This window comes from Gracilibacillus sp. JCM 18860, assembly GCF_055395245.1.
In genome coordinates this window covers 3,183,162-3,209,339 of sequence record NZ_AP043868.1, presented here as the reverse complement: position 1 = coordinate 3,209,339, position 26,178 = coordinate 3,183,162, and the positions used below count along the sequence as shown (strand labels likewise).

At 39.0% G+C, this 26,178-nt stretch carries 28 protein-coding genes; all 28 read right to left on the bottom strand.

Annotation, left to right across the window (positions count from 1 at the left end):
• Nucleotides 1-96 precede the first annotated feature (96 nt).
• The 28 genes from atpA to ACZ5R4_RS16090 all read right to left on the bottom strand — a co-directional run bounded on the left by atpA (nt 97) and on the right by ACZ5R4_RS16090 (nt 25,992).
• Nucleotides 97-1,605 carry a F0F1 ATP synthase subunit alpha gene (gene atpA, locus ACZ5R4_RS16225; RefSeq protein WP_464367618.1) on the bottom strand — a complete coding sequence of 503 codons (1,509 nt, stop codon included), beginning with the start codon at nt 1,603-1,605 and terminating at the stop codon, nt 97-99.
• Between the two features lie 21 nt (nt 1,606-1,626).
• Nucleotides 1,627-2,169, bottom strand: a complete 543-nt coding sequence (locus ACZ5R4_RS16220) for a F0F1 ATP synthase subunit delta (protein WP_054861563.1) — start codon at nt 2,167-2,169, stop codon at nt 1,627-1,629.
• A complete protein-coding gene (gene atpF, locus ACZ5R4_RS16215) occupies nt 2,166-2,693 on the bottom strand; it encodes a F0F1 ATP synthase subunit B (protein ID WP_109985416.1) in 528 nt (175 codons plus the stop codon). Before atpF ends, ACZ5R4_RS16220 begins: the two co-directional genes overlap by 4 nt.
• 128 nt (nt 2,694-2,821) lie before the next feature.
• The gene (gene atpE / locus ACZ5R4_RS16210; RefSeq protein WP_018930781.1) at nt 2,822-3,028 is read right to left on the bottom strand and encodes a F0F1 ATP synthase subunit C; all 207 of its coding nucleotides are present in this window, start codon (nt 3,026-3,028) and stop codon (nt 2,822-2,824) included.
• Nucleotides 3,029-3,117: 89 nt separating this feature from the next.
• Complete coding sequence (gene atpB / locus ACZ5R4_RS16205) at nt 3,118-3,840, bottom strand: F0F1 ATP synthase subunit A (protein ID WP_109985503.1); 723 nt, start codon at nt 3,838-3,840, stop codon at nt 3,118-3,120.
• Between the two features lie 23 nt (nt 3,841-3,863).
• On the bottom strand, nt 3,864-4,232 hold the full coding sequence (locus ACZ5R4_RS16200; protein WP_054861562.1) for an ATP synthase subunit I: 369 nt from the start codon (nt 4,230-4,232) through the stop codon (nt 3,864-3,866).
• Nucleotides 4,232-4,459 carry an AtpZ/AtpI family protein gene (locus ACZ5R4_RS16195; RefSeq protein ID WP_054788814.1) on the bottom strand — a complete coding sequence of 76 codons (228 nt, stop codon included), beginning with the start codon at nt 4,457-4,459 and terminating at the stop codon, nt 4,232-4,234. The genes ACZ5R4_RS16200 and ACZ5R4_RS16195 overlap by 1 nt, the downstream gene beginning before the upstream one ends.
• 321 nt (nt 4,460-4,780) lie before the next feature.
• Nucleotides 4,781-6,886 carry a S8 family serine peptidase gene (locus ACZ5R4_RS16190; protein WP_464367617.1) on the bottom strand — a complete coding sequence of 702 codons (2,106 nt, stop codon included), beginning with the start codon at nt 6,884-6,886 and terminating at the stop codon, nt 4,781-4,783.
• A 95-nt stretch (nt 6,887-6,981) separates the two neighbouring features.
• Nucleotides 6,982-8,121 carry a non-hydrolyzing UDP-N-acetylglucosamine 2-epimerase gene (gene wecB / locus ACZ5R4_RS16185; protein WP_109985418.1) on the bottom strand — a complete coding sequence of 380 codons (1,140 nt, stop codon included), beginning with the start codon at nt 8,119-8,121 and terminating at the stop codon, nt 6,982-6,984.
• 24 nt (nt 8,122-8,145) lie between these two features.
• Nucleotides 8,146-8,775, bottom strand: coding sequence for a uracil phosphoribosyltransferase (upp, locus tag ACZ5R4_RS16180; protein ID WP_054788810.1), 630 nt, complete (start codon nt 8,773-8,775; stop codon nt 8,146-8,148).
• A gap of 639 nt (nt 8,776-9,414) precedes the next feature.
• Complete coding sequence (locus ACZ5R4_RS16175; protein ID WP_464367616.1) at nt 9,415-10,320, bottom strand: nuclease-related domain-containing protein; 906 nt, start codon at nt 10,318-10,320, stop codon at nt 9,415-9,417.
• Between the two features lie 109 nt (nt 10,321-10,429).
• A complete protein-coding gene (locus tag ACZ5R4_RS16170) occupies nt 10,430-11,668 on the bottom strand; it encodes a serine hydroxymethyltransferase (protein WP_054861221.1) in 1,239 nt (412 codons plus the stop codon).
• A 198-nt stretch (nt 11,669-11,866) separates the two neighbouring features.
• On the bottom strand, nt 11,867-12,409 hold the full coding sequence (locus ACZ5R4_RS16165) for a TIGR01440 family protein (RefSeq protein WP_054861222.1): 543 nt from the start codon (nt 12,407-12,409) through the stop codon (nt 11,867-11,869).
• Nucleotides 12,410-12,433: 24 nt separating this feature from the next.
• On the bottom strand, nt 12,434-12,874 hold the full coding sequence (gene rpiB, locus ACZ5R4_RS16160; protein WP_054788805.1) for a ribose 5-phosphate isomerase B: 441 nt from the start codon (nt 12,872-12,874) through the stop codon (nt 12,434-12,436).
• 37 nt (nt 12,875-12,911) lie between these two features.
• Nucleotides 12,912-14,207 carry a methyl-accepting chemotaxis protein gene (locus ACZ5R4_RS16155; RefSeq protein WP_109985422.1) on the bottom strand — a complete coding sequence of 432 codons (1,296 nt, stop codon included), beginning with the start codon at nt 14,205-14,207 and terminating at the stop codon, nt 12,912-12,914.
• 26 nt (nt 14,208-14,233) lie between these two features.
• The gene (locus tag ACZ5R4_RS16150; RefSeq protein WP_464367615.1) at nt 14,234-14,797 is read right to left on the bottom strand and encodes a low molecular weight protein arginine phosphatase; all 564 of its coding nucleotides are present in this window, start codon (nt 14,795-14,797) and stop codon (nt 14,234-14,236) included.
• A gap of 76 nt (nt 14,798-14,873) precedes the next feature.
• A complete protein-coding gene (locus ACZ5R4_RS16145) occupies nt 14,874-15,452 on the bottom strand; it encodes a manganese efflux pump MntP (protein WP_109985424.1) in 579 nt (192 codons plus the stop codon).
• A 46-nt stretch (nt 15,453-15,498) separates the two neighbouring features.
• Nucleotides 15,499-16,512 carry an L-threonylcarbamoyladenylate synthase gene (locus ACZ5R4_RS16140; protein WP_464367614.1) on the bottom strand — a complete coding sequence of 338 codons (1,014 nt, stop codon included), beginning with the start codon at nt 16,510-16,512 and terminating at the stop codon, nt 15,499-15,501.
• A 189-nt stretch (nt 16,513-16,701) separates the two neighbouring features.
• On the bottom strand, nt 16,702-17,136 hold the full coding sequence (locus ACZ5R4_RS16135; RefSeq protein ID WP_054861224.1) for a hypothetical protein: 435 nt from the start codon (nt 17,134-17,136) through the stop codon (nt 16,702-16,704).
• An 81-nt stretch (nt 17,137-17,217) separates the two neighbouring features.
• Entirely contained in the window at nt 17,218-17,844 is a 627-nt protein-coding gene (gene spoIIR / locus ACZ5R4_RS16130; RefSeq protein WP_054861225.1) for a stage II sporulation protein R, read from the bottom strand.
• 90 nt (nt 17,845-17,934) lie between these two features.
• Nucleotides 17,935-18,804 (bottom strand): peptide chain release factor N(5)-glutamine methyltransferase, encoded by an 870-nt coding sequence (prmC, locus tag ACZ5R4_RS16125; protein ID WP_109985427.1) that lies wholly within the window; start codon nt 18,802-18,804, stop codon nt 17,935-17,937.
• 1 nt (nt 18,805) lies between these two features.
• Nucleotides 18,806-19,876 carry a peptide chain release factor 1 gene (gene prfA, locus ACZ5R4_RS16120; RefSeq protein ID WP_054788802.1) on the bottom strand — a complete coding sequence of 357 codons (1,071 nt, stop codon included), beginning with the start codon at nt 19,874-19,876 and terminating at the stop codon, nt 18,806-18,808.
• An 83-nt stretch (nt 19,877-19,959) separates the two neighbouring features.
• Nucleotides 19,960-20,577 (bottom strand): thymidine kinase, encoded by a 618-nt coding sequence (locus ACZ5R4_RS16115; RefSeq protein WP_109985428.1) that lies wholly within the window; start codon nt 20,575-20,577, stop codon nt 19,960-19,962.
• Nucleotides 20,578-20,834: 257 nt separating this feature from the next.
• A complete protein-coding gene (locus ACZ5R4_RS16110; protein WP_054861228.1) occupies nt 20,835-21,080 on the bottom strand; it encodes a type B 50S ribosomal protein L31 in 246 nt (81 codons plus the stop codon).
• Between the two features lie 128 nt (nt 21,081-21,208).
• Nucleotides 21,209-22,504, bottom strand: a complete 1,296-nt coding sequence (gene rho, locus ACZ5R4_RS16105; protein ID WP_109985429.1) for a transcription termination factor Rho — start codon at nt 22,502-22,504, stop codon at nt 21,209-21,211.
• 484 nt (nt 22,505-22,988) lie between these two features.
• Nucleotides 22,989-24,275: a UDP-N-acetylglucosamine 1-carboxyvinyltransferase gene (locus ACZ5R4_RS16100; RefSeq protein ID WP_054788799.1), complete on the bottom strand. Its 1,287-nt coding sequence runs from the start codon at nt 24,273-24,275 to the stop codon at nt 22,989-22,991.
• 322 nt (nt 24,276-24,597) lie between these two features.
• Nucleotides 24,598-25,452 (bottom strand): class II fructose-1,6-bisphosphate aldolase, encoded by an 855-nt coding sequence (gene fba / locus ACZ5R4_RS16095; protein ID WP_054788798.1) that lies wholly within the window; start codon nt 25,450-25,452, stop codon nt 24,598-24,600.
• A gap of 177 nt (nt 25,453-25,629) precedes the next feature.
• Nucleotides 25,630-25,992, bottom strand: a complete 363-nt coding sequence (locus tag ACZ5R4_RS16090) for a response regulator (RefSeq protein WP_109985430.1) — start codon at nt 25,990-25,992, stop codon at nt 25,630-25,632.
• Nucleotides 25,993-26,178 lie beyond the last annotated feature (186 nt).

Here is a 26,178-nt window from a genome sequence, read left to right as displayed (position 1 = left end):
TACATGTCACCGTCCTTTCTTACTTGAGATTGACGATCATTTCATGAAGGTCTGCACTTTGCCTAGACAAAGGCAGACAGATTAAGTTGATACGACTTATTCAGAAACAATAAATTGTTTTTTGAATTCTCCAATTGCATTACCCATTTCGCCTTCATCGGCTAATGCACCAGTTTCTTTAATTGTATTAAGCAATTCTTTTTTGTTTTTGTCCATCCAGTTTAGGAACTCTTCCTCAAAACGAGTGATATCCTCCACAGGGATATCATCTAGGAAACCTTTTGTTAATGCATAAAGGATCATTACTTGCTTTTCAGCAACAAGTGGTTTGTGTAATCCTTGTTTGAGCACTTCTACAGTACGAGCACCTCGGTTTAATTTTGCTTGTGTTGCTTTATCAAGATCTGAACCGAACTGTGCAAATGATTCAAGCTCACGGAATGACGCAAGGTCTAGACGAAGTGTACCCGCAACTTTTCTCATTGCTTTAATTTGGGCAGATCCCCCAACACGCGATACGGATAAACCTGGATTGATCGCTGGTCTTACACCAGAGAAGAATAAATCTGATTGCAAGAAAATTTGCCCATCTGTAATAGAGATTACGTTTGTAGGAATATAGGCAGAAATATCGCCTGCTTGTGTTTCTACGAATGGAAGTGCTGTTAATGAACCTCCACCTTTTGCATCACTAAGCTTCGCTGCACGCTCCAATAAACGAGAGTGTAAGTAGAATACATCCCCTGGGAATGCTTCACGTCCTGGCGGGCGGCGTAATAATAGGGAAAGCTCACGATATGCGTTCGCTTGCTTAGATAAATCATCATATACGACGAGTACATGCTTTCCGTTGTACATGAACTCTTCCCCCATAGACACCCCAGCATATGGCGCTAAGTACTGTAATGGTGCAGGTTCACTTGCTCCAGCTGATACGACAATCGTATAATCTAATGCACCATGCTTACGGAGAACTTCTACTGTTCCACGAACGGTAGAGTCCTTTTGGCCAATTGCCACATAGATACAGATCATATCTTGATCAGCTTGGTTTAGAATAGTATCAACAGCTACAGTTGTTTTACCAGTTTGGCGATCCCCAATGATTAACTCACGTTGACCACGACCAATTGGAACAAGAGCGTCAATTGCTTTAATACCTGTTTGTAATGGCTCATCAACTGATTTACGATCCATTACACCTGGTGCTGGTGATTCAATTGGACGAGTTTTTGTTGTTTCAATCGTACCTTTGCCATCGATTGGTTGTCCCAATGGATTGACAACGCGGCCGATTAGTTCCTCTCCTACTGGCACTTCCATAATACGACCAGTACGACGAACCTCGTCACCTTCGCGAATACCTGTGTATGGTCCAAGAATTACAATCCCAACATTTGATTCTTCTAAGTTCTGTGCCATACCCATGACACCGTTTGAAAACTCTACTAGCTCACCAGACATTACGTTATCTAGCCCGTGTGCACGAGCGATACCGTCACCGATCTCGATAACTGTACCGACATCACTTACTTCGATGTCTGAATCATAGCTTTCAATCTGCTGCTTAATCAGTGCACTGATTTCTTCAGCTTTAATGCTCATGCCAATTCACCCCTATCGTCCTTAATTTGCATTTGCTATTTTACGTTCTAATCGATCAAGCTTTCCTTTAATCGTACCATCATAAATCGTGTTGCCTACTTTTATCTTGACACCACCGATGATTGATTCATCCACTTGATTCGTTATTTTCAATGCTTTCACATTTAATTTCTTCTTAAAGGTTGTTTCAAGCTCTTGTTTTTCCTCTTCTTGAAGAGGGCGAACAGAGTAGACAATGGCTTCTTTCATTCCCTTTGATTCATTTGCAAGCTTCGTGAATTGAAGTGCTACCTCGGGAATAATCGACACATTGTGGCGATCTACAAGTAACGAAAGTGTATGTAATACATCCTCCGAAAAGCCTGTGAACGCTTCTTTCAGTAGTGCTTTCTTTTTAGCATGATCTACTTTTGGATGTTGTAGAAATGGAAGAAGCTTTTTATTGGTTTCGAAAACTTCTCTCACTGTTGCTAATTCTGTATCAAGAAAATCAATCGTTTGTTTTTCTACACCAATTTGGAATAGAGCTTCTGCATAACGCTTTGCTACATTTGCTTTACTCATCGCTCTTCTCCTACCTCTTTAATGTAGTCACTGATCAATTGTTCTTGGTCTTCCTTGTTGATTTCTTTTTCAATTACTTTTGTAGCAATCTGGACAGATAATGTAGCCACCTGTGCCTGTAATGCTTCAATTGCTTTTTCTTTTTCACGTGCAATATCCTCTTCTGCTGATTGCTTCAATCGCGCCGCAGCCTCTTGTGCCGCTTGGATAATTGCCTGCTCTTGCTCTTGACCTGCTTTTTTCGCTTCTTCAATGATTTGTTGTGCCTCTTTACGAGTTGCACTTAACTGCTCATTCGCTTCTTTTGCCGCTTTTTCCGCAATTTCGCGATTCTTCTCAGCAGTATCTATTTCATTTGCGATATAATTTTCACGCTCTTCCATCTTGTCCATTAAAGGACCCCAGGCAAATTTTTTAAGCAGGATAAGTAGAATCGCAAAGCTTAAAAGGGAGAACAAAATTGTTCCACCATGAAAACCACCTATGGATGCGTTGATGATGAGTCCACTAGCTAGTTCTTGCACAGTGTTCACTCCTTCCAACAATTAATCGTATCTATCCTATGTTCTATCATTGTCGATACTTACTTACAAAGGAATGGCGAAGATTGTCTAAGACGAACTTCGCCATTCTATCAGGTTATAAGTATGAATTACATTACCATAAAGGCAATTACAACGGCGAAAATAGGAATCGCCTCTACTAACGCTACCCCGATAAACATCGTTGTTTGAAGTGCACCTCTTAATTCTGGCTGACGTGCAATCCCTTCTACTGTACGACTTACGATCATACCGTTACCTAAACCAGCACCAAGTGCCGCTAAACCAATTGCTATTGCAGCTGCTAAAGCTCCCATATTCTATTTCCTCCTTTAAGATATATAACTATTGCTTTATTTTTTGTACTATCAATTATGATGAATGGTAGTTGATAGTAGGAATTATATTAATGATCTGAACTCACTTTGTGAGACATATAGACCATTGTTAACATTGTGAAAATAAATGCTTGGATTGCTCCAATAAATAAACTAAATCCTTGCCAAGCCAACATTGGAATAATGGAGAAGGCAAAGGCAGGAATTGCTATCATTGCCATTTTAGTAATAAGAGATAATAAGATTTCACCAGCGAAAATATTACCGAAAAGACGTAGACCTAATGTAAGAGTATTAGTGAACTCTTCAATGATTTTAAATGGTAATAAAAAAGGTACTGGTCTGACATAATCTTTTGTATACTCTTTGAAACCTTTTACCTTTATCCCGTAATAGTGTGTTAACAAAATAACCATTGTTGATAAGGATAGGGTTAAGGTTGCATCTGAGGTTGGTGACTTCCACCATAATGTGTGTCCAAATGTTACCATGGTGATAACACCTAAAATATTACTTATAAAAAGAAAAACAATTAATGTTAATCCTAGTGGTAAAAATACCTTTCCTGTTTTCCAATCCATGGTATCCCCGATAATGCCTTTAACAAAATCGATAATCCATTCCATAAAGTTCTGAAATCCTTTAGGCTTCATTTGCAATCTTCTTGATGCAAAAAAGCAAATAAAGAAAACTATGACACAGGTGATAAATGTCATCAAAACCGTTGCTAGGTTAAAGTCTAACCATGGAATTCCCCATAGATCGTATAACATCGGTGATTCGTGATCCAATTGCTTCACCTCACTTCCTTGTGCTAGTCTTGTTTTCTAAATAGAGCAAAATCTATCATAATAACAACATAGGCTGTTATTAATCCAATAATTACAGATAAAAAATGGAAATGTTCTTCGAATCGCATTGCAATGAGAACTGCTAATGCTGCGGTTGCAAGTCTGGTAAATGTCCCGATTCCATTTACTCTACCGCCATCTGCTGCGGCACGACCGAATCGTTCCACTTTCCTTTGCATCAACCAAAGGTTATAAAAACTCAATGTTGTTCCTAGGAGAAGTCCGAGGAAGATACTAGTATAGGAGGTAAAACCCCAGCCTAGTACGAAAAGTGCAAGAAGGTAGAACATCCATTTACGTTGACGGGTTATCATTTTTTTGTATTGATCCATTATTCTTCGTCTCCCGTTATTTCTCTTACGTAATGAATAGTTCCGTATAAACCGGCTCCTAGACCTAAAAGTAGACCGATGATTAAAAAGAGTGGTTTTGTTGTAAAATACCGATCTAGCCAGCTACCAAGCCACAATCCAATTAATGGACCACCAGCCAATTGTGATAGGATGGCGCTTGTGATCGCTAAGCCTTGTAGTGGTCTTTTACTCCCTGGTGATGTCAAACTGCATCACTCCATATTTCACGTATACAAAAATTATGTATAGGGTAAAAAGGTTGATTTCGCGGAAAAATTCCTATATATAGAAAAATTTGTCACAGTTATGCAAACCTTATCATCTACCATCAAATAGCATACAATAGGGCACGATTATTGTCAATCCATTTTCAAGACAAAATCTCAGAATATACGGACAAGATACGAGTATTTTGTCCAAAATCCTCGAATATTCAAATCTGAGCTATTTTTTTATTGTTTTCGAACAATTTGTGACAATTATTTCGCAATTCGAAAGATTAAATGATATACACTCCATCAAGTTGCTTATTCTTGACGGAGTGTATCTTCTATCAGAATTGGTGTTTGGTATTGATATTTTTCTCCATTTGTCGTGATCACCGTGATATTTGCCACATAGCTCCCTTTAGCTGGTATCCTATCTTTCTTTAAGCTACCTTCGACCACTCCTTTTGACTGGTCGTTTAACTGTAAAATGGTTTCTTTAAATGCAAATGTTTTGTCATCATATAAATCAACCGTCACACTTTCTGCATCCTCTACCATGTACAACTGATAGTGATACTGACCATCAAATGGTTCTAAGTAGAATTCAAGTCCCATTGCCATCGGAACATCAGCTGCTTCGGTCACATACAAGTAAGGTATCGGATGATCATTGAGATAAAGATAACCTTGCAGGAAAGGTTCTGGCTGCTGCTTTGCTTGAAGTATTGCTTCTATTTCAATCTCTTTCTTTTCCCCTGGCTGTAATGTAAAGGAGCTAGGTAAATGAAAACGCAAATCCTGTGATAGCTTTGGCTGTTGAAAGCTATAGCTGATAGGCTGATCTCCTATATTCTCCACTATCATGGAATGGCTGCTTCGTTCAAGGATAGCACCACTTTTCCCAAGCTGGACAAAGGAGTGATATAGTAATGTATCTGTATTAATTGCTTCACCTATATCAACCTTTCCCGCTCCTTGCTCTGTTGGAAGAAAGCTTTCTAGTGGATCAGCTGTGGTTAATAAGGCTGCTTTCAACTGTTGAGGTGTCCAATCTGGATGTGCTTCTTTTAACAATGCTAATATTCCTGCTACATGAGGGGCGGCCATACTTGTCCCATTAAGACTTTGATAGCCATTTGGTACAGTACTCATGATGCTTGCACCAGGTGCCACTACCTCTGGCTTTATTGCCCAATTGACTGTCACGGGTCCTCTTGAACTAAAATCTGTTACGGTATCTTGAATTTTTTCATGCTTGATTTCCAAATAAGAGCCATGGGCATTCTTCAACCATTCACCTGTTTCCTTGGAAATACCAGCAACCGGAATGCTTATCTCTGCTTCGATCGCTCCTTGAAAGCTTTCTTCCTCATTATTAGCAATTAATAATGCTTTTGCTCCCCTTTTTTCAGCTTCTATGGCTAGTTTTGTGAAAGGTTGTTTTCCACGGTCGACGATTAAAATGCTATCCATCGGTAATTTGTCTTTTGCTCTATCCTCGTGAGCTATACGTAGATCTCGCTCCAATGACCAAGGAGGCGCACCTTGCATTGGCCAAAGCTCTATTTTTTTTTCTAAAAAACGATCGTATAAGTAGGGATGCTCGATTTGTGGTGTAGAGGCACCAACGGCAATGACACTATCGGCTGTTGCAGGCGATCCAACTGTCCATGGGTCTGGCCCTGTGTTACCATTGGCAATTACAACGGTAACACCTTGTTCCGTGGCACGGTTAACCGCTATCGATGTTGGCCAATCAGGTCCATTAATGGTGTTACCTAAAGATAGGTTAATGATGTCCATCTTATCTTCTACTGCTTGCTCAATTGCTGCCATTACTTGTACGGAGGTCCCAGTTCCACCTGGGCCTAATGCACGATATCCATATAGTTCAGCTTCTGGCGCAACTCCTTTCATTTCTCCATTTGCTGCAATAATTCCGGCTACATGGGTTCCGTGCAAGGTAGGTATGCCCTGTTCTTCTGTTGTTTCCATCGGATCTTGATCGAAATCAACGAGGTCATAGCCACCCTTATAGCTTTTTCGGAGATCGGGATGGTTGTAGTCAATGCCTGTGTCAATCACCCCGACTTTTACACCATCACCTGTATATGGTAGGTTTTCTGGTAGAAGAAAAGGGACACTTTGATTAATCGTTTCCTTTGTTTCCAGCGCTTGATATTTTTGAACTGGATAGCTTTGTTTAAATAGCCCTCTGTTTTTCAGTTTTTTTAACGTACGATTATCTGCCTTAATCGCAATACCATTAAAAATCGTGTCATAAATATGTAGTATCTCTACTCGTGGGTAATAGGTTTCCATTTCCTCAGCAATCTCATGTGGATTATCCTCTACTTCGATGATAAATGATTGCTCTTGTTGCTCAGGTTGTACTATCAATGTCATTAATAACCACCAAATCATGTCACGCCAACTCCTTATGTACCACTAGTGTGTACATAAATAACAATTCTATGATGTTTTTTTCCATTAGAAAAAGCCCCGAAAAAATCGGGACTTTAGAATGGTTTTGGCTTTTCAGTTGTTTGATTGAAAAAGTAGCGGATCGCATCAGCTATTCGCTCAGATGCTTTTCCGTCTCCATATGGATTAGAAGCACGTGCCATTTTGCGGTGGGCCTCTTCGTCTGATAGGAGCTCATGTGCAAGGTTAAATATGTTATCCTCTTCTGTTCCGGCAAGTTTTAATGTACCTGCCTCAATACCCTCTGGGCGTTCTGTTGTATCTCTTAGTACAAGTACTGGCACTCCTAAGGATGGAGCTTCCTCTTGTACCCCGCCTGAATCGGTTAGGATAAGGTGTGCTCTTGAAGCAAAGTTATGGAAATCAACCACACCTAATGGCTCAATTAGCGAAATGCGTGGATCATCGCCTAGAATTTCTTTTGCCGTTTCTTGTACAACAGGGTTTAAGTGAACAGGATAAACAACATGGATATCTTCGTGCTCATCCACTAATCGTTTAATGGCACGGAACATTTGTTGCATATTTTGACCTAAATTCTCACGACGGTGTGCGGTCATGAGAACGAGACGCTTACTTCCCACTTGTTCCAATACAGGATGTGTATAATCCTCGCTTACTGTAGTAGATAATGCATCAATTGCTGTATTACCAGTAATGAAAATAGTATCTTCTTTTTTGTTTTCATTTAAGAGGTTTTGCTTTGATTTTGTCGTTGGTGAGAAATGAAGATCTGCCATAACGCCTGTTAGTTGACGGTTCATTTCTTCTGGATATGGGGAGTACTTGTCCCATGTCCTTAAACCTGCCTCCACATGTCCAACTGCAATTTGATTATAGTAGGCAGCCAGTGATGCAGCAAAGGTTGTCGTAGTATCTCCGTGAACAAGCACGATATCAGGCTTCGTTTCTTGCATCACTTGATCTAGCCCTTCTAGTGCTCTTGTCGTAATCTGCGCTAATGTTTGTCTTGCTTTCATAATATTTAAATCATGATCTGGGGTTACTTGAAAAATATCAAGCACTTGGTCCAACATTTCGCGGTGCTGTGCTGTTACCGTTACAATCGACTCAAATTGTTCAGGACGTTTTTGTAATTCTAATACAAGTGGTGCCATCTTGATTGCTTCTGGTCTCGTTCCGAAAATAGACATCACTTTGATTGGCTTTGACATTTTTATGATACTCCTTTTTATATGTTATTTTGTGCCAAAAAGACGATCTCCCGCGTCTCCAAGACCTGGGATAATATAACCTTTTTCGTCTAATCTTTCGTCGAGTGCCGCTAAATATATATCGACATCTGGATGTTCCTTTTGAATGACTTCTACTCCTTCAGGTGCCGCAATTAGACACATCAGCTTAATATTTGTAGCTCCACGCTTTTTAAGTGAATGAATCGCATCATTTGCTGATCCTCCTGTAGCAAGCATTGGGTCTATGACAATAAAATCACGTTCCTCAATATCTGTCGGGAGCTTCACATAATATTCGACTGGCTGCAATGTTTCTGGATCACGATACAAACCAACATGTCCAACTTTTGCTGCTGGAATAAGACGAAGCATTCCGTCCACCATTCCTAAGCCAGCTCTTAAAATCGGGACAAGGCCAATTTTCTTCCCACTAATCACTTTCGTAACTGCTTCTGTAACAGGGGTTTCTATCGTTTTTTCCTCTAAGGGTAAATCTCTTGTTATTTCAAATGCCATAAGGGCTGAAACTTCATCTACTAATGCACGAAATTCTTTTGTTCCAGTATTTTTATTACGTATGTACGTCAGCTTGTGTTGAATAAGCGGATGATCCAATACAAATACATTGCTCATATACTGATCTCTCCTTTTTTGGTTTGACAACTGTAAACTGTTCATCCTTCAAATTGTACTGAAAAAAGCAGATGCTTTCAAGTAAAACAAGAAATTCTTTGAGGTAGAGAGCGAGCGGGAGATGATTGTTTTTGGTTTTTGGGTTAAAATCCGCTTTGTAAAGCGATGGATGTACCTCAGATTGGGTGATGGCTTGATTGAAATGGGCTTAATTGGGAGGATAAACCTCAGGTTGACTTGAGGTATCAATTGAAATGCATTTTATAAGGCGGATAAACTTCAGGTTGGCTTGATGCCTCGATTGAAATGCATTTTATAGAGCGGATAAAACTCAGTTGGGCTTGATGCCTCGATTGAGATGCATTTTATATGGCGGATAAAACTCAGTTGGGCTTGATGCCTCGATTGAGATGCATTTTATATGGCGGATAAAACTCAGTTGGGCTTGATGCCTCGATTGAGATGCATTTTATATGGCGGATAAAACTCAGTTGGGCTTGATGCCTCGATTGAGATGCATTTTATAAGGCAGATAAACCTCAGGTTGGCTTGATGCCTCAATTGAAATGCATTTTATATGGCGGATAAAACTCAGTTGGGGCTTAATAACCTTGATTGAAATACGCTTTATATTCCTTTTCATTTATAATAAGCCCATTGCTTGTCACTTTCTTTATGGAAATTTTTACCTAGAATTCTCTGGATTCTTTGCTTTGATATAATGAAATCACACCACTCTTGGATCATCGTGGTTCTAACTTGCTCTTTTGGAAAAAGTAGCTTGAATTCTTTTACATTCCGCATAACTGCCTTTTCAATGGATTCCTTTGTTCCACAATTTTTGCAAATACAGTGATGACCTATTACAGAAAGGGAAAAAGCATGACAGTTGATGCAAGGTATACCTTTATGGAGCTGATCGAATGTATAGGGAGGAATATTAGTTATTGGTGGTTTCTCAATATGCATAGTTTTTAAAAATTGTGCGACGTTATCTGATTGTCTCTTTAAAGGGGATGTCATTTTGTTTAGTTGCCGGATAAACTGATTGATCTGAGTTGGCAGGATGATGGGTTTATTTAAAGGCGCTTGATATAGGGTAAATTCCGGATGAACAAAAACAACAAAGCCTTGGATGCGAATATTATAGTGATGGGATTGGAGGAGTTGTCGGAGTAATGACTCACTTTTCTGGAGCTGCAGTAGGGGATCACTTACTTCTATTTGTTTTTTCATCTGCAGCTTTTCAGAATCATAGTAAAATTCTCCTTCAAAGTTTTTTATTTCGAATAAATAAATTTCATTTGCTAGTAGCAGGATCGCATCGATTTGAAAAAAATGGTTATGATGTTTGAAGCGTAAGTCGTTTAAGAGATAGTGAGGACAGGTGAGCTGTTTCATGAGGGAGTCAAAATGCTTTTCTCCAGTATAGCCTTTTTGCATGCTTTTAAAATATTTCTTTTCTTTTTCTGATAAGCTTCGACGTCGATGGAGAGAGGAAAATATTCGCAGCTCATCAGGTTCTTCTCTTTCTTTAATAATCATTTTCCACAACCTTTCTATTATTATTTACATGGAGTTTAAACGAAGCATAGCCCGAAAGTCAAGCAAAGGCATATAAAAACCCCTGCCATCATGACAAGGGTCTTATTCATTATCTTTGATAAAGAGGGAATTTTGCGGTTAATGCTTGCACTCTTTCTCTTGCTTCTTCTTGGACTTTTTCATCTTTTGTATTTTTTAAAGTAAGTGCGATGATTTTAGCTACCTCTTCCATCTCCGCCTCACGGAATCCGCGGCTTGTAACAGCAGCAGTACCAAGACGTACACCACTTGTGACAAATGGGCTCTCTGGATCGAATGGTATCGTGTTTTTGTTCGTTGTAATGCCTACATCGTCTAATGCTTTTTCTGCATCCTTACCAGTTAGATCAAGACCACGAACATCTAATAGTAATAAATGGTTGTCCGTTCCATCTGAAACCGTGCGAATTCCTTCTGAACGTAATACTTCACCGAATCGTTTCGCATTTTTGATAATATTTTCACCATATTCTTTAAAAGAAGGTTGTAATGCTTCCTTCAATGCAACAGCTTTAGCTGCAATCACGTGCATTAAAGGGCCGCCTTGCATGCCAGGAAAAACGGTTTTATCAATTTGCTTGGCGAATTCTTCTTTACATAAAATCATCCCACCACGAGGGCCGCGTAACGTCTTATGTGTGGTAGTTGTCACAAAATGGGCATGAGGAACTGGGTCTGGATGCAATCCAGCTGCCACTAAACCTGCAATGTGCGCCATGTCTACCATAAGATAGGCATCGACTGCATCGGCAATTTCACGGAATTTTTGAAAATCAATTTGACGTGGATAGGCACTAGCACCTGCTACGATCAATTTCGGATTGACTTCTTTTGCTTTAGCCAAAACTTCCTCATAATCAATTTGCTCTGACTCCTTATCCACACCATATTCCTCAAAGTTAAACAGCTTTCCACTGAAATTTACAGGACTTCCGTGTGTAAGGTGTCCACCATGACTTAAGTTCATTCCAAGTACTGTATCTCCTGGCTCTAGGATGGTAAAATAGACAGCCATATTCGCCTGTGCACCTGAATGTGGCTGAACATTAACATGCTCTGCACCAAATAATTCTTTGGCACGATTACGCGCAAGATCCTCTGCTACATCCACATGCTCACAGCCACCGTAGTAACGTTTACCAGGATATCCTTCGGCATATTTATTCGTTAGTACAGAACCTTGCGCCTCCATTACTGCTTCAGATACAAAGTTCTCTGATGCGATCAATTCAATTTTGTCATTTTGTCGCTTTCTTTCATCTTCCATCGATTGGAAAAGTTCTGGATCAAAGTTTTTAAGATGCTCCATCGTTTGCTCCCCCTAAATCCGTTTTGGTTATCAGATGATTCTTAACGAAGATATCTCGCAGAAACATTCGTTTTTACCTAAATCTATTTCTAAAATAACATTATTTGTGAAATATTTCTAGTCCTTTTACGAATAAATTGAACAAAACATGCACCTTTATTCGTGATTTACTTTAAAGGCGCATGTTTTTAAAATATTTCATTCGTATTTTGCTCTTGGGCCTCCGATTAACTTCGGCCTTGTCATTGCTTGATTTACCCTTGCACGTCCTATATATCGCTGTTTAAATCTGAGTGGTACCGCTACATGCTTTAAATGCATGCCAATCATCGTCTCACCAACATCCATACCCGCATCTGCTTGAATATGCTCCACCACTACAGCATCAGGAAGATGCTTATACGCATATGCTGCCATAGACCCTCCAGCGGTCCTCACTGGCACGACGGAGACCTGACTTAAATTATGTTTCTGCATCACTTCTTTTTCGATAACGATGGCACGATTTAAATGCTCACAGCATTGAAAAGCTAAGTGAATACCAGTTTGTTCCTTGAAAAATTGTAATTCCCGAAAAATCATTTCCGCTATTTCTTCACTGCCTGAAGTTCCAATCCGTTCTCCCGCCACTTCACTTGTGGAACAACCAACCAGAAAAACATCTCCTGGCTGTAGGATCTTAGACTCTCTCCACTCTGCCAGGATTTCACGTATATCTTGAGCCCATTGATCAAGCTGCATGCTGTGCTTCACTTCCTATACGCTTTATTGATTTTCGTACTCTGTGACTTTGCCAATTCGATTCGCATGGCGACCACCTTGGAAATCTGTTCCGATCCATGTTTTAACAATTTCACGAGCAAGTCCTGGACCGATCACGCGCTCTCCCATCGTAATCATATTGGAATCATTATGCTCTCGAGTTGCCTTTGCACTAAAAACATCATGCACTAATGCCGCACGAACACCTTTTACCTTATTCGCAGCAATCGACATGCCAATTCCTGTTCCACAAATAAGAATACCACGATCAAATTCTCCGCTTGCTACTCGTTCTGCTGCTGGAATTCCATAATCAGGGTAATCAACAGAATCGGCACAGTTGCATCCAATATCTTCATATTCAATATTCAATTCTTCCAATAATGAAGCGATTTCCTTTGATAAATGGATTCCACCATGGTCTGATGCTAAAATGACCTTCATGCGATACCAAACTCCCTCTTGTAAAAAAAAGTATTGTTTAGCTTAGCTTAAATTGCCCGATCTGATTTTTCAAGTTTTGTGCTTGTTTTTCTAAATTTATCGCTAAGCTCTCAAGATTTTCAGCAAAATCAGCTTGCTCCTCTATCGTTGCTCTCATTTCCTCTGATCCTGCCGAGGTTTCCTCTGCAATTGCTGCTACATTTTGCGATTTTGCCTGCGTAGATTCCATTTCCTTCAATTGATCATCCACTAGAGTAGAAATTTCCTTTATAGATTCAGCAACATTAAGAACAGAACCAGACATCTCATCGATTACAGCCGTTGTTTGCTCCCCTTTTGTCATTTCGTTTCTTGTTTCTTCCACTTGTTTTTGCATGGCATTCACGACACCTTTTACATCACTTTGCATATCCTTGATCAAATCAGAAATGCTCTGTACGGCCTGTGAGCTTTGATCTGCCAATTTTCGCACTTCCTCGGCAACTACCGCAAAGCCTTTGCCTTCTTCCCCAGCACGTGATGCCTCAATCGATGCATTTAAAGCCAATAAATTGGTCTGTTCACTAATGTCGCCAACGAGAGAAATAACATTCTCTACTTCTTTTGCTTTCTGTTGTAAGCGATGAACGTCCTGTAAAGCAATTTCTTGATTTTCGGCTATTTGAAGAATGCCTGTGATTAGACCATTGATAATTTGATTCGATTCTTGAAGCTGTTGAACCATTGCGTTCGATTTCTGCTGAGAGTCTCCTGCCTTTTCATCCACTTGACTAGCTAGCCTTGTGGAATGATCTACAGATTGCGCCGTTTCTTGAATAGCTTCAGAGGTTTCCTCAGCACCTGAGGATATTTGACTAATCGTTTGTTCCAAAGCTTCAGAGTGTAGCTTCGAACGTGAAGCTGCCTTTTTCATGTTTTGGACAGAATCAATCGTTTCTGTTGCATGCTCATCAATATCTGTCAAAACAGACTTTAACTGAGTGACCATTTTTTGAAAAGCGATTGTCAATGCACCGATTTCGTCATCCTTTGCATCTGTTGTGTCCATTTCATGCTGCAAGTCTCCTTCTGCTACTTTAGTCGCAGCATTTTTCAATGTGACTAATGGTCGTGTAATAAAACCACCTGCTGCGAATGCTAAGATACCTGACCAAATAATACCTAATAGTAATATTCCTAACACGTACCATGATTCTGGTATCTCCACAAATTCGTTGATGAATCCTTGCAAAAAGTAGATGAATAAAGCACTTGTTGAATAAGTAATAATTGCTAATAGAGTAGTAAATATCACTAATTTAAAACGTAGACTTTTCCCGCCTTTTTTCCCCATACTGCCACACCCCTATTTATGACTATTTAACTACTACTATTTTGCAACTTTTTTACTAATTTTGCAAGATAAATTGCTAGTTCATCATAAGTTTTTTTATAGGTTGTGACATTTGAACCAAAAGGATCTGAAATATCGAGATCCTGCATCTTCTTTTCCCAGCTATTTATTTCGTCGATTAGTTCCTTTTGTTTCGCTGTATCCTTTTGGCATTTGGCCTCTTCTAAGGAGGCATATGCCTTCGTAAGCTTTTTCCAAGCTACTTCTATTTCAGGATCCACATATTCCTTTAATGTAAAAATAGAGGGAGCATGCTCCGGAAACTGTTGCTTCAAGCTATCACGATGAACGACTGTCATGGTTAATACAAGATCTGCCCAATCAAGCAATTCCGATGTTATTTGAGATGACTGGTGTTGATGCTTAATCCCTTTTTCATTTAATACTTGGATCGTTTCTGGTGATGCTGGATATCCATCTATTGCCATTAGCCCGGCAGACTTCACTTCATAATTGGAAATATCCTTAAGAATGGCTTCTGCCATCGGACTTCTACATGTATTCCCTGTACAAACAAATAATATTTTCATGTTTCACTTGATCCTCCATTGCTACAATGTCCAATCAGTTTCACTATATCATATTTTTGGAAAAGATGAGAAGTTGTTAAAATAATATGTGTAAGCCGAAACCAAACAGAATACTTCCCCCTAGGATTTCACTATATGTTCCTAATAAGTGATGGGTTCTACGACCAATTAATAAAGCAGTCCATGTTAATACTGTACTAAAAATACCGAACAAAGTAATCGCTAGGGCTGTAGCTAGTCCAGATAAACCTAAGGACAATCCGACAGAAAAACTATCCAGACTAACGGTAAATGCAAATACGAATAGCCCCAATCCACTTGGTGCGAGAATATTACTTTCCCTTTTTTGAAAGGTTTGTAAAACCATTTGAAACCCTATACCACATAATAAAAGCCCTGCCGCTAATATCGCAATCCCTTCAATTTGTGTGGAGATCATCGTACCGAGTAATAACCCGATAAATGGCATGACAATGTGAAATATGCCAACCGTTAAACCGATCGTAAAAATTCTTTTCAAACGAATTTCTTGCATACCAATTGCTAACCCTACTGAAAAGGCATCCATTCCGAGCGCAAATGCCATGAAAATAATCGATAAAACTTCTCCTACTGGTAGTATCGTCACAATTAATGTGCCCCCTTCTTCGGACATGCTTCTTTCACCTATGCATATGCGGAAAAGGGGGCGGTTATGATCGTTATTTTGTTTGGTAAAGATGGTCAGATGCTGCCTTTGACAGCCGATTCATAATAGCTTGGCCCACCCCATCTGTGGAAAAGGCCTCTGCTAAAATTAGATCAACATTCGTATGATTAAAATATCGTAGTCCATCATACAGCTTAGCGGCTATTTCTTTGTCGTTTTCCCCACAAGGAAATAGTTGATCTGCGTCTAGTTCATCCATTAATGAATCACTTGCTAAAACACCAACCTTATAATGTTTTTTTCGATAAAGATCGATCTGCTTCTGAAAAAAATCACTATCTCCATGTACGACATATAGTGGGGCATCAGGTTCATAATGATTATATTTCATCCCAGGTGATTTAGGCTGATTGTCTTGTTTTTGTATCGCATTGGTCATCCTTGCACTTGGCACGATTTTTTTAATATCCTCGAGTGTTACATTGCCTGGTCTAAGAATAATAGGAATCTCTCCAGTAGCATCGACAACGGTTGATTCTAAACCAACTCCTGTTGCACCACCTTCAATTACTCCACTAATCTTCCCTTTTAAGTCCTCCAATACATGATTGGCTTTTGTTGGACTCGGTTTTCCTGAGAGATTAGCACTTGGTGCTGCTATCGGTTTACCTGTTGCTTGAATGAACGCTCTTGCAATCGGATGGTTCGGTATACGGATCCCAACCGAATCTAATCCAGCAGTAACAAGTGGTGTAATCTCTTTGTTATTTTTTAAAATAATGGTAAAAGGACCTGGCATAAAATGATCGATGAGTTTTTGTGCAGCCTCTGGAATCTCCTGCACATATCGGCCGATTTGACTGGGTGCGTCTACATGAACAATTAGTGGATTATCAGCTGGTCTTCCTTTTGCTTGAAAGATTTTTGCTATAGCATGCTCATTCGTAGCATCTGCTCCTAAGCCATACACCGTCTCGGTCGGAAATGCTACTACTTCACCATTTAATATCGATTGAGCTGCTTCCTTTAATGATTGTTCATCTGTTTTCCACATTTTTGTTTCCATTTACTATCCCTCGATTTTCGTATGTCTAGCATTATTATGGAGGGATTTCTTAAAATGTGCAAGCCGATGGAGTTATCAACAGATTTACCCACAGAAAGGAAGGAGTTCTGTGGGTAAATCTTGTTTTATCCACAAAAATGATATTTAACATGAATATTTATCCACAATTCTTGTGAATGTTATGCACATTCAGTTCACATTTTGTGTATAACCTTCCGTTTTGTCCACATTTAGATGATCATTTATCCACCATTGTCCTTGTTTTTCAGTGGATGGACCTTGTGGAATTTGTTGATAACTCAATTGCTTTAACAATTGATCCACAGTTTCTGATCTACTTTGCACATATAATTTTTCCGCACCATAGTTATAAGTTAAATTTTCGGCTGATTGAATAATAGTTAATGGTAAGGAAAAGGGTGCACCCTTTTTCATAATAAATGCACGTAACCAATAGCTAGATTTATCCACAGGATATAGACAGAAGAAAGCAATAGGCTTTTCGTCTTGCTCCACAAAATAGCCATATTGCTTCATTCTATCATCCGTTATCCATGACATCTTATTTTCAAAAAATTGAGCAAATTCCTGATCTGTTACTGTATTAGTTGCTTGTAATTTCACTATTCTCCACCTCTATCATTTATTTACTATAATCTATGAAACAAATGATAGATTTATTCATTAGAATAGGAACTTTTTCCACTAAAAATCAAACCATTCGAGAAAGAAAAAGGTATACTTTACTTCCTCTTCATCTTCCTCTTTTTCTTCTTTTTTATCTTGCTCTTCCTTTTTCTTTTCTTCCTCATTTTCTTCCTTTTCTTCTGCTTGAACAGTAGTACCAAATGAAAAATCTAGAAAGCATAATGGCGGAAATACAACACACCACCAATTGGCACCATCACCTTCTCCAAGAGTAATAAGAATAGCTTCATACTCTCCTTCAGGGTATAAATAATCTCCATATAATTTTGTGGGAAATTTCACTTTATCACTATATTGAACCTTATAGGATTGATCAGAACCTTTCTCCTTCAATACCTTTTCAACAATCGCTTCAAGCTCTGTAGTATTGTTAGATATAAGCTTTCTCGCTTCCTCGATATCATCCATTTTTTCTACCCATTTTGTCACTTCTGCGTTCACAGCATCGCGCACAGCATGCTTCAGTGCTTGATCCTTTTCCTTATCACTATTTGCTAAAATTCTTAGACGGATCGCTTCGTCAGGAATCACCTGATAGGCTGAGGTTTCCGTGCTCGTTGTTTTTTGTGGAAAAAATCCAATAATCATAAATATAAGGACTGCAATGAATAAAAGCTTTCGCATTTTTCTTCCCCCTGTAATGATGTCTTGTTCATTAGTCACAGTGTGGGCAAATACAAAAGCTTTTAAACAATCAATCTATTAATTTTTTACTTATCCTATTAATTCTGCCATAACCATTCGATCTTTTCCGTTTATATCTTGCAATACGTTCACTTTAGCATGTTGGAACTTCGTTTTTATGATATCAGAGACGGCCATTCCTTGTTGGTAGCCAATCTCAAAGGCTAGGATCGCATCTTTATTCAGAACGAATTTCGCCTGTTGAATAATTGCTTCATATGCTGCTAAGCCATGATTAGGTGCAAATAGTGCTAAATCTGGATCAAAATTTTTCACCGTATCAGACATTAATTTTTTCTCAGTCGGATCAATATATGGTGGATTAGAAACGAGTAGATCAATTTTTTCCCCTTTCTCCATTAAGGGGGATAAAAAATCTCCTTGGTAAAATTCAATCTTTGCCTGATGATTTCTTCCATTTTGTTTGGCCACAATTAATGCTTCTGGTGATAGATCTGTAGCCAAAATTCTCGGTTTCCACTCTGCTAGCTCATGCGCTAAGGTTATCGCAATAATTCCACTTCCTGTCCCGACATCACAGATGGTTAAATCAGTTCTATTTTTCCTCCTCACTGTCTCACAAATAGCCACAATTAACTCCTCTGTTTCCGGACGAGGAATTAATACGTGTTCATTCACCGTAAAATCACGGCCATAAAACTGCTCGACACCTGTTAAATGCTGGACTGGAATCCCTGTTGTAGCATGCTGTTTAATTTTATCCATATAGGCACTAAACGCTTCTTGTGTCATGCTATCACGTAAGCTACTAATAAGGCTAGCTTTTGTCAGTCCAAGCTCATGCAGCAGTAGGATCTCGGCAACCTTAGGTTCACGGGACGCATTTTCTAAAAAAGAAGAAGCCCGACGGAGGGCTTCGTATATCGTGATGGTTGGCATATTATTCACCTATTTGCTCCATTTTCTTTGCTTGCTCTTCAATAATAAGGGCATCAATCACTTCTTCTAGCTTCCCTTCAAGAATCTGGTCAAGCTTCTGAATCGTTAGTCCGATACGGTGATCCGTCACACGATTTTGTGGGAAGTTATAGGTTCTAATACGTTCCGAGCGATCTCCTGACCCCACAGCAGACTTTCTCGTTTGATCATATTCTGCTTGTGCTTCCTGTTGGTATTTATCATAAATACGTGCACGTAATACTTTCATTGCTTTTTCTTTGTTCTTGATCTGTGATTTTTCATCCTGAATCGAGACAACGATTCCTGTTGGCATATGGGTTAATCGAACTGCCGACATCGTTGTATTAACACTTTGTCCACCTGGTCCACTAGATGCAAACGTATCTACACGAATATCCTTCTCATGGACATCGACTTCTACTTCTTCTGCTTCTGGCATTACCACAACCGTTGCAGTAGAGGTGTGGATTCTACCACCTGATTCTGTTTCTGGAACACGCTGTACACGATGAGCACCATTTTCAAATTTTAGCTTCGAATAGGCACCCTTTCCATTGATCATAAATACGATTTCTTTAAATCCCCCGACACCTGTTGTGCTTGAATCCATTACATCTATCTTCCAGCCCTCTGACTCCGCATAACGTGAGTACATGCGGTATAAATCGCCCGCAAAAAGTGCCGCTTCATCTCCACCAGCAGCTCCGCGGACCTCCATAATAACGTTCTTATCATCATTTGGATCCTTTGGTAATAGTAACACTTTTAGTTTTTCCTCAAGGTCTTCTTTTTGATCCGATAATTCTGCGATTTCCATTTTTGCCATTTCACGCATCTCATCATCTAAATCCTCTTCTAGCATGGATTTAGCATCTTCTAGCTGAGAGTTTACCTCTTTATACTCACGATAGGCGACAATGATATCCTGTAAATCTGACTGTTCTTTAGAGTATTCTCTAAGTTTTTGAGAATCATTAATCACTTCTGGGTCACTTAATAATTCATTTAATTTATCATAACGCGCCTCTAACGATTCTAATCGATCTAACACGTCCTTCACCTCTTTCTCACCTAAACAGGTGATGACTTCACTGGTACGTATATTATAGTATAGTTTTATAAAAAGCGTCAAAGCTAGTATGCATTAGAATTTTTTGCGATATTTCGGTTATATGGATGGTTCGGTACTTCGTGATGATGACGACATCGTGGCTCATATGCTTCCTTAGCCCCTACTAAAATAACAGGATCATCAAAGGATGCAGGCTTTCCGTTAATGAGACGTTGTGTTCTACTGGCAGGTGACCCACAAACAGGGCATATCGCCTGAAGCTTTGTAACAAATTCACTAATGGCTAAAAGATCCGGCATCGGCCCAAACGGCTCACCTCGAAAATCCGTGTCTAGTCCAGCCATAATTACTCGTTGGCCATTATTAGCTAATTGACTAACTACTTCCACAATTTCTTTGTCAAAAAATTGGATTTCATCTATTCCAATGACATCCATATCCTCTGTGACATCTGATAAAATTTCTGCTGCACTCTCTACCGGTTTCGCAATGATCGCTGCACCATTATGAGAGACAATTGATTCCTCGCTATAGCGATTATCTATTTTTGGTTTATATACGGCAATATTGAGATGACCATATGTAGCTCTTCTTACTCTACGGATTAGTTCCTCGGATTTACCAGAGAACATGCTCCCACATATGAGTTCAAGCCAGCCAGTATGTTTCATGATATTCATGGAAATGTGACTCCTTCCGACATTTCACTTTCTCTAGTTTCGTTTAGCATCAGTGGGAGAAGAATTCCCTTCTGATATTAGTTTAATCATTAAGTATATTCCCATACTTTTAAATTCTTGCTTCCATTTAAGCTATATTGCTGAATAGATGACACTCTATGCCAATAAAAAACAGGCAAATCGTATGAGCATTTGCCTGCTTTAATCGGATCAATATCCTGTTAGTATCCGTAGATAAATTTCTGAAAAAATAGCCATTATCCAAGGTTGTATTTTTTCTTGAAACGGTCTACACGGCCACCAACTTTGTCAGCTTTTTGTTTACCAGTGTAAAACGGGTGTGAAGCTGAACTAATTTCTACGCGAATTAATGGATAAGAGTTTCCATCTTCCCATTCGATCGTTTCATCAGAAGTCTTTGTAGATCCGCCTAGAAATTTGTAGTCAGAGCTTGTATCAAGAAATACAACTTTATGGTATTCTGGATGAAGTCCTTCTTTCATGTCTGTCCACTCCTTTTGCCCTGAATCCTTAAGAAACAGAGTTAAATTATGCGATAAGCATTTTCAATCATACAGAAGCATTATAACAGTGTCACCATTCGAATGCAAGTATAATTTTGATTTGCGCCTTACTCTACTTTCTTATTCTTGGCTGTTCCTTTTCGTCTCATTTCTTCCTCAATGGAAGCAAGAAATTCTTCATTATTTTTCGTTGAACGTAATTTACGTAAAAATCGTTCTAGGAAATCTGGTGAATCCTGCATGCTTTTACGTACTGCCCACATCATTTCTAAGTGCTGCTTCGATAATAATAGTTCTTCTTTTCTCGTACTAGAACGTAAAATATCAATGGCAGGGAAGATTCGTCGTTGGGCAAGGTTACGATCTAAATGAAGCTCCATATTACCTGTACCTTTGAATTCTTCATAGATAACATCATCCATCCGTGAGCCTGTTTCTACAAGTGCCGTTGCTAAAATCGTGAAGCTACCGCCATCCTCGATATTACGAGCAGCACCAAAGAAACGCTTAGGACGGTGGAATGCGGCAGGATCAATACCACCAGAAAGAGTTCGTCCACTTGGAGGAATCACCAGATTGTATGCTCTAGCAAGACGTGTAATACTATCCATAAGGACCACGACATCCTTTTTATGCTCCACTAACCGCATGGCACGCTCTAAAACCAATTCAGCTACTTTTATATGGTTTTCAGGAACCTCATCAAATGTCGAGCTTACCACATCAACATTATCCGCAACAGATCGCTCTATATCGGTTACTTCCTCTGGTCGCTCATCAACTAAAAGGATGATCAGCTTAGTATTTGGATGATTAACCGCAATACTATTGGCGATTTGTTTTAATAGCATCGTTTTCCCCGCTTTTGGAGGGGCAACGATTAAACCACGTTGTCCGTAACCAACAGGTGTTAATAAATCCATAATTCGTGTAGAGATTTGCTTTGTTTCTGTTTCTAGATTCATTAATCGATCTGGATATAATGGTGTCAATGCAGGGAAATGGACACGTTCTTTCGCTGCCTCAGGATCTTCCCCGTTTACGGCGTCAACATGAAGTAGGCCATAATAGCGTTCATTCTCCTTTGGCGGTCGAACTTTACCAGAAACCTTGTCACCATTTCTTAGATCAAATCTTCTAATTTGAGAGGCAGAAATATATATATCTTCAGCGCTCGGGGAATAATTAATCGGACGGAGGAAACCAAACCCTTCTGTCGGGATGATTTCTAAAATACCATCCATAAATAAATAGCCACTTTTTTCAGCTTGTGCCTTTAAGATGGCAAATATTAATTCTCTTTTTGTTAATTTTGCATAGTAGGAAACCTTAAATTCCTTTGCCTTTGCATACAATTCCTTTAATGTCATTGATTCCAATTCTGAGATCGTTACTTCACTCACAAAATCACCACACCTATATTTTTTCTAATTTATCGAAACGATTCCATCTCTTTTAGATTCATAAAATAAACACGGAAAAACATATTGAAAATAATTGCTATTATCCATAAATAAATTAGGAAACACTACCAATTGGTCGGTTGCAGTTACTATCGTATTCGTTCATCATGTTATGGAAGCTCAAAAATGGGAGCACCGAGATCATTATAAATCTCAAGAAGAGTGAAAGATGGAAGCTATTATATTTATACTTAGAAGGTATTTATGATAGCTTAAAGTAAGAATTTAATTGTAAGAATTTAATTCTGTCTATATAGTACCTTTTTCTTTCGAGATATTCAACTATTTTTTTAAGAAATCGAATTTCCCTCATTTTTTACACATTTAAAAAAAGGAAAAAGAGACAAGTTATTGCCTCTTTTCTTATATCATATATAAATTTAGTAGATGTCTAACTCCGATTAGTCTGCGCTTTTCTTACACATTAGGAATTTTGAAATTGTTTTACTTCTTGTTCTGTCATATTCTCTCGCCAAATATTCGCACCTAATTGTCTAAGCTTATCCGTGATGTTCGCATAACCTCTATCGATATGCTCTACACCTGTAATCTCTGTAACCCCATTTGCCATTAATCCTGCCACAATAAGTGAGGCTCCTGCTCGTAAATCACTTGCTTTGACTTTTGCCCCTTCTAGTTCCACAGATCCTGTTATAATAGCAGAGCTACCCTCGACTTTAATTTGGGCATTCATTCTTCTCAACTCGTCAATATGTTTAAATCGAGCAGAATAAATGGTATCTGTGACAACGCTCGTCCCTTCTGACCTCGTAAGAAGTGCTGTTAATGGCTGCTGTAGGTCTGTCGGAAACCCTGGGTGGACAAGTGTTTTAATATCCACACTATTTAGTTTACTTCCTCTATGAACAAGTAATTGTTCCTCCCCTTCTTCGATAGGAACACCCATTTCTCTCAATTTCGCTAACAGTGGCTCTAAGTGCTGAGGGATCACATTGTCAATTAATACCTCTTCTCCTTGAGCAGCAGCCATGATCGTATAAGTTCCTGCTTCAATTCGATCCGGAATAATCGTATGCATACAGCCTTTTAATGTTTCTACACCTTCAATTCGAATAACGTCTGTTCCCGCACCCTTGATTCTAGCACCCATGCTTGTGAGCAATGTGGCCACATCAATAATTTCTGGTTCTCTTGCTGCATTTTCGATAATCGTTTTGCCTTTCGCTTTTACTGCAGCTAGCATGATATTAATGGTCGCCCCAACACTCACTACATCTAAGTAAATACGTGCTCCTTTAAGCTCGTTTGCACGTAAATAAATTGCACCTTGTTCATTTGTTACCGTTGCGCCTAAAGCCTCAAAGCCTTTTATATGCTGATCTATCGGTCTTGGCCCGAGGTAACAGCCTCCCGGTAAACCGATCACCGCCTCCTTAAAGCGACCGAGCATGGCACCCATGAAGTAATAGGATGCCCTAAGCTTTTTTACACGGCCATTAGGTAAGGGCATTGCCGTCATATTGCTTGGGTCAATATGTAAAGTATGTTCATGCTTTTCCACTGTTCCGCCAATTTCTTCTAATAGGTAGCTTAATGTCTCTACATCAGAAATCTCTGGAAGACCCTCTATTATTACTTTTGAGTCCGCAAGAATAGCTGCTGGCAAGAGTGCCACAGCACTATTTTTTGCGCCACTTATCCGCACTTCTCCATTAAGCAGGTGTCCACCTTCTACTAGTAGTTTCTGCATTCCTATTCCCTCTCTTTCAAGGTAATTACTAGCTATTTATCGCATCACTATTATTTACTATTTTTAGTGTGTTCCTTTTTACCAAATTCATGCAAAATATTGATAGAAAACTCCATGACTGCTATACCTTTAGAAAGTGGTAATTTTACATACGCACTTTCATAAATGATAAAAAACCAATCGACTTCCATTATAACGTAATTTGGATATTTTTACACTAAGCAGGATTATTTTTCTTGTAATTGTTCGAGGATAAAACGATTAGAGGTAGGAGATTACAATAAAAAACTGCCCTTTTCAAAAAAGAGCAGTTAGATCTTATTTATGCTTTATTAGAAGAACCGAATTCGCGCATTTTACCGATTACTGTATCTTTGATTGCATCTCGGCTTGGTCCTAAGTATTTACGAGGGTCAATCATTTCTGGATTAGCCTCTAATACTTCACGAACTACTTTTGTTTGTTGAATTTGGTTTTCTGTATTTACATTAATTTTAGAAGTACCAAATGAAATTGCCTTTTGGATATCTGCAACAGGAATTCCTGTTCCACCATGAAGAACTAGTGGTACACCTGCAACGGTATTAATTTCTTCCATTTCTTTAAAGCCTAAGTTTGGCTCGCCTTGATAAGGACCGTGAACGGAACCTAATGCTGGTGCAAGACAGTCAACACCTGTACGTTCTACAAGCTCTTTACACTCGTTTGTATCTGCGTACATAATTCCACCTTGTACACCATCTTCATTACCACCAACTGTTCCAAGCTCTGCTTCAACAGATACACCATGGAAATGAGCAAGCTCCACTACTTTGGAAGTTACTGCAATGTTCTCTTCGAATGGATCATGAGATGCATCGATCATTACAGAAGTAAAGCCTGCATGGATAGCTTTTGCACATACCTCGAAGCTAGAACCGTGATCTAAATGGATTGCAACAGGAACTGTTGTACCTTGTGCTTCCATTGTTGCTTTCACCATTGCCACAACTACATTGAATCCACCCATATATTTTCCAGCGCCTTCAGATACACCTAAGATCACTGGGGATTTTTCTTCTTCTGCAGCCTGCAAGATAGCTTGTACATACTCTAGGTTGTTAATATTGAACTGACCTACAGCATAGCGTTGTTTGTTAGCAGTTTCTAGCATTTCTTTCATTGAAACTAATGGCATTGTTTTGCTCCTCCTTTAAAATATGTATAGATATAAGCATTGCTTTTACAACCGATCTTGTTACTGATAGATTGTGTCCATTAATAGAATACCAATTCCTTTAAGAAGGTGCAACAACGTAAGCCGTGGAAAACGGTTACTTGATAAAAAAATATCAATTCTACTGCATAATAAGGATTAATTACCAATTATTTCATTAACTAGTATCCGTATATCATTTAATTGAAATGGTTTGCCAATTGTTTTTCTAACAGAGGAATATTTTTTCATTTTACCTTCCGCTCGTTCAGGTAATCCACTCATGACTACAGTCGGAATGGCAAATCCATCCTCCTCTAACAGCTGGACAAGTGCTTCCCCATCAATGATTGGAAGCTTATAATCTAACATAATAAGGTCAGGGCTATCCTGTTTAATTTTATCAAGTGCTTCTTGACCATTCATGGCCTGCTCCACACGATACCCTTCATGAGATATAACCTCTTCTAATAACATTCGTATCCCAATTTGGTCATCTACTACTAAGACTGTTTTTTCCATATCATGCAACTCCTTTTCTCTGCTACCATAGAAAAACTTAGCTTATCACTATGTTCTTTTTTCGTCATCCACAGAATAATTTTCAAAAGATTATATCCTTTAAAATATTTCGATATAAGAAATAAAAATCCTGCAATATTTTGAAATGTTTTTTTATCTGAACGGAACGAATTTTGTCGAAGTTAG

What these genes read in the sequence shown, in the direction of transcription:
- ACZ5R4_RS16100 (WP_054788799.1), bottom strand. Translation starts at nt 24,275, where the DNA reads ATGCAGAAACTACTAGTAGAAGGTGGACACCTGCTTAATGGAGAAGTG.
- prmC (WP_109985427.1), bottom strand. Translation starts at nt 18,804, where the DNA reads ATGCCAACCATCACGATATACGAAGCCCTCCGTCGGGCTTCTTCTTTT.
- rpiB (WP_054788805.1), bottom strand. Translation starts at nt 12,874, where the DNA reads ATGAAGGTCATTTTAGCATCAGACCATGGTGGAATCCATTTATCAAAG.
- spoIIR (WP_054861225.1), bottom strand. Translation starts at nt 17,844, where the DNA reads ATGCGAAAGCTTTTATTCATTGCAGTCCTTATATTTATGATTATTGGA.
- ACZ5R4_RS16150 (WP_464367615.1), bottom strand. Translation starts at nt 14,797, where the DNA reads ATGAAAATATTATTTGTTTGTACAGGGAATACATGTAGAAGTCCGATG.
- ACZ5R4_RS16190 (WP_464367617.1), bottom strand. Translation starts at nt 6,886, where the DNA reads ATGATTTGGTGGTTATTAATGACATTGATAGTACAACCTGAGCAACAA.
- ACZ5R4_RS16220 (WP_054861563.1), bottom strand. Translation starts at nt 2,169, where the DNA reads ATGAGTAAAGCAAATGTAGCAAAGCGTTATGCAGAAGCTCTATTCCAA.
- ACZ5R4_RS16145 (WP_109985424.1), bottom strand. Translation starts at nt 15,452, where the DNA reads ATGTCCGAAGAAGGGGGCACATTAATTGTGACGATACTACCAGTAGGA.
- atpA (WP_464367618.1), bottom strand. Translation starts at nt 1,605, where the DNA reads ATGAGCATTAAAGCTGAAGAAATCAGTGCACTGATTAAGCAGCAGATT.
- upp (WP_054788810.1), bottom strand. Translation starts at nt 8,775, where the DNA reads ATGAGCAATGTATTTGTATTGGATCATCCGCTTATTCAACACAAGCTG.
- ACZ5R4_RS16175 (WP_464367616.1), bottom strand. Translation starts at nt 10,320, where the DNA reads ATGATTATTAAAGAAAGAGAAGAACCTGATGAGCTGCGAATATTTTCC.
- ACZ5R4_RS16165 (WP_054861222.1), bottom strand. Translation starts at nt 12,409, where the DNA reads ATGCAGCTTGATCAATGGGCTCAAGATATACGTGAAATCCTGGCAGAG.
- ACZ5R4_RS16200 (WP_054861562.1), bottom strand. Translation starts at nt 4,232, where the DNA reads ATGGATCAATACAAAAAAATGATAACCCGTCAACGTAAATGGATGTTC.
- wecB (WP_109985418.1), bottom strand. Translation starts at nt 8,121, where the DNA reads ATGTCAAAGCCAATCAAAGTGATGTCTATTTTCGGAACGAGACCAGAA.
- ACZ5R4_RS16140 (WP_464367614.1), bottom strand. Translation starts at nt 16,512, where the DNA reads ATGGAAACAAAAATGTGGAAAACAGATGAACAATCATTAAAGGAAGCA.
- ACZ5R4_RS16155 (WP_109985422.1), bottom strand. Translation starts at nt 14,207, where the DNA reads ATGGGGAAAAAAGGCGGGAAAAGTCTACGTTTTAAATTAGTGATATTT.
- fba (WP_054788798.1), bottom strand. Translation starts at nt 25,452, where the DNA reads ATGCCATTAGTTTCAATGAAAGAAATGCTAGAAACTGCTAACAAACAA.
- atpE (WP_018930781.1), bottom strand. Translation starts at nt 3,028, where the DNA reads ATGGGAGCTTTAGCAGCTGCAATAGCAATTGGTTTAGCGGCACTTGGT.
- ACZ5R4_RS16090 (WP_109985430.1), bottom strand. Translation starts at nt 25,992, where the DNA reads ATGGAAAAAACAGTCTTAGTAGTAGATGACCAAATTGGGATACGAATG.
- ACZ5R4_RS16110 (WP_054861228.1), bottom strand. Translation starts at nt 21,080, where the DNA reads ATGAAAGAAGGACTTCATCCAGAATACCATAAAGTTGTATTTCTTGAT.
- ACZ5R4_RS16170 (WP_054861221.1), bottom strand. Translation starts at nt 11,668, where the DNA reads ATGGAGCATCTTAAAAACTTTGATCCAGAACTTTTCCAATCGATGGAA.
- ACZ5R4_RS16115 (WP_109985428.1), bottom strand. Translation starts at nt 20,577, where the DNA reads ATGAATATCATGAAACATACTGGCTGGCTTGAACTCATATGTGGGAGC.